This is a genomic window from uncultured Campylobacter sp. (assembly GCF_938030815.1).
Lineage (GTDB): Bacteria > Campylobacterota > Campylobacteria > Campylobacterales > Campylobacteraceae > Campylobacter_B.
Genome location: NZ_CALHII010000210.1, coordinates 1 through 2,409, shown reverse-complemented (window position 1 = coordinate 2,409; position 2,409 = coordinate 1). Strand labels below are relative to the sequence as shown.

Sequence of the window (2,409 nt, the reverse complement as noted above, 5' to 3'; positions counted from 1 at the left end):
TTAGGTATGAAAATGTCGGTGAGCGATATTTATAGCGTCAATAAGTCGAGCTTGATATTCCGCCGTGCTTGCTTGCGGGCGACCATCGCGCTAGGCGAATTAATCTTACTTTTTCATTTCGCGTAGTTAGCGTAGGAGCTTTGGCGAAGCGTGCTAATCTGAGATTTCAAATCAGTAGCGTTCATAAATTCCACATTTTAAAATTTTAATGTTTTTGTCTTGCCGATACCGCTTTTAAATGAAATTTGCTTCGGGGGTTTTCTTGCTAAATAAAAGCGGCAAACTTCAAATAAAATGCAAAATTTTAAAATTTACACGCTTAAATATCACAAGCAATGAGAATTTAAAATTTTGTCTTTCGGAGATTAAGTAAAAAGCGTGTTAGAAAAAATTTTATAGGTCAAATTTCATTTTAAGCGATTGTAAATTTAAAAGCTTGCGTGAAAATTTTTTTAAAGCCTGCTCTAGTTAGAATTTATCACTAAACTAAGACGGGCTCAGCCTTGGAATTTCACCGCGCCAATTTTAAAATTTTGCGCGAGTTAGGCTTAAAATTTTAAAATTCGATTCTACCTGCGAAAACTCTTAAATTTCATGGCTTAGAATTTTGATGGAGAATTTTGCCGCAACGCTATTTCTTGGGATGCGATAAAACTACATGGCATGCAAAGCCGCGTAGGAATATTGAGCTAGGCTCGCTGCTGCAAGTCTAGCGAATGTCGTAAGCTAAAAAAGGCGCTACTGCAAAGCGTAAAATTTTATTTCAAAGCCTTAAAAAGCTCCACGCTATCAAGCTGCTCCCACGGATATTCGTCGTTTCCGACCTGTCCGCGCGCTGCGACGTCGGCGTAGAGGAAGCTTTCTTTGCCCGGGCGATCAAGACCGAATTTATCGATGATCCAGCGCGGCGTGAGCGGGAATTTTTCAAGCACGAAAGCAGATAGCTCATCGTCGCTCGCCGCGCCTAAATTTGTCCCCATGCAATCGACGCTGACGCTGACGGGCTTTGCGACGCCGATTGCGTAGCTGAGCTGGACGATGCATTTTTTCGCAAGCCCTGCGGCAACGATATTTTTAGCGATATAGCGCGCCGCATAAAGCCCGCTACGATCGACCTTAGTGTAGTCTTTGCTACTTTGAGCGCCGCCGCCTATCGGGCTGTAGCCGCCGAAGCTATCTACGATCAGTTTGCGCCCCGTTAGGCCGCTATCGTGAAGCGAGCTGTGATTTACGTAGCGGCCGGTCGGGTTGATGTAGATGATCGTTTTGCTTTTGTCGTAAAGCTCCTTCGGAAGCCCTGCAGAATCGATTAAATTTCCGATCAGATCTCGGACGCGCTCGATACTCATACTCTCGACGCATGGCGCGGAAACCACGATCGTATGGATGCTTTGCGGCTTGCACTCCTCAAAATTGCTCTTCGTGCCGTAATCGACGCTAACCTGCGTCTTAATATCGACGCCAAGCTCGTTAGGATGGGATTTTGCGTAGGCATAAACGTGATCGCAAAGCGCTCTTGCGTAGGTAATCGCAGCCGGCATAAAATTTTTCGTTTCGCAGCTTGCGAAGCCGAACATTATGCCCTGATCTCCCGCTCCGATCTCGCCGCCATCTTGATCGACGCCTTGGTTGATGTCGGGGCTTTGCTGGTTTAAAAATACGTCCACTTGCAGATCCTGCGGATGCAGGCACTGTGCGCGCGTGAAGTAGGGGTTGTCGTTGTAGCCGATCTCGCCAAGCGCACCCTTTACGATGTGGCGATAATCGTCGTGGGTAAAATCGACCTTGGCGTTTACTTCGCCGCCGATTACTACGTGTTTGCCTGCGATGAAAACCTCTGCTGCGACGCGTCCGTTGGGATCTTGTTTTAAAATTTCATCCACGATGCTATCTGCGATGATATCGGCGCACTTATCCGGATGTCCGGGGCTTACGACCTCGCTGGTAAATAGATACATATCTGCTCCTAATTAAAATTTCGCGTCATTTTATCTAACGAGGTTTTAAGATTAACTAAAAATTGCGAAATTTCGCCCAAATTTAAATGCGCTTAAATAAAATTTCGATATATTTCAAACGACGTTTTGATTGAAAGGTAAAAAATGAGTTCGATTCAAAAATTAGTAGCCAGCTACAAAGATAAAAATCTGGTGCTGCGTATAGTTACCGGCTTGATAATAGGCGCTATTTTGGGCTTTGCTGCGCGTTCCTCGGCGGGCAGCGTTACGGCCGAGCATACTCCGCTTTTGATAAGCTTGGTAAACTTCGCGGAAATTTTAGGAAATTTATTCGTAGGCGCCCTTAAAGCGGTCGCTCCGATTTTAGTTTTTATCTTGATTTTAAGCTCGATCGTAAATAAACAATACGGCAGTGCAAGCGGCTTAAAACGCGTGGTTGTTCTATATATTG

1 protein-coding gene and 1 pseudogene are annotated in these 2,409 nt (G+C 45.1%); one reads left to right on the top strand and one right to left on the bottom strand.

The features are described from left to right. Nucleotides 1-758: 758 nt before the first annotated feature. Complete coding sequence (gene metK, locus Q0277_RS08215; RefSeq protein WP_297997162.1) at nt 759-1,958, bottom strand: methionine adenosyltransferase; 1,200 nt, start codon at nt 1,956-1,958, stop codon at nt 759-761. 144 nt (nt 1,959-2,102) lie between these two features. On the opposite strand from metK, the pseudogene Q0277_RS08210 reads away from it, so the two are divergent. Next, nucleotides 2,103-2,409, top strand: a pseudogene (locus Q0277_RS08210) (serine/threonine transporter SstT); the annotation flags it as partial.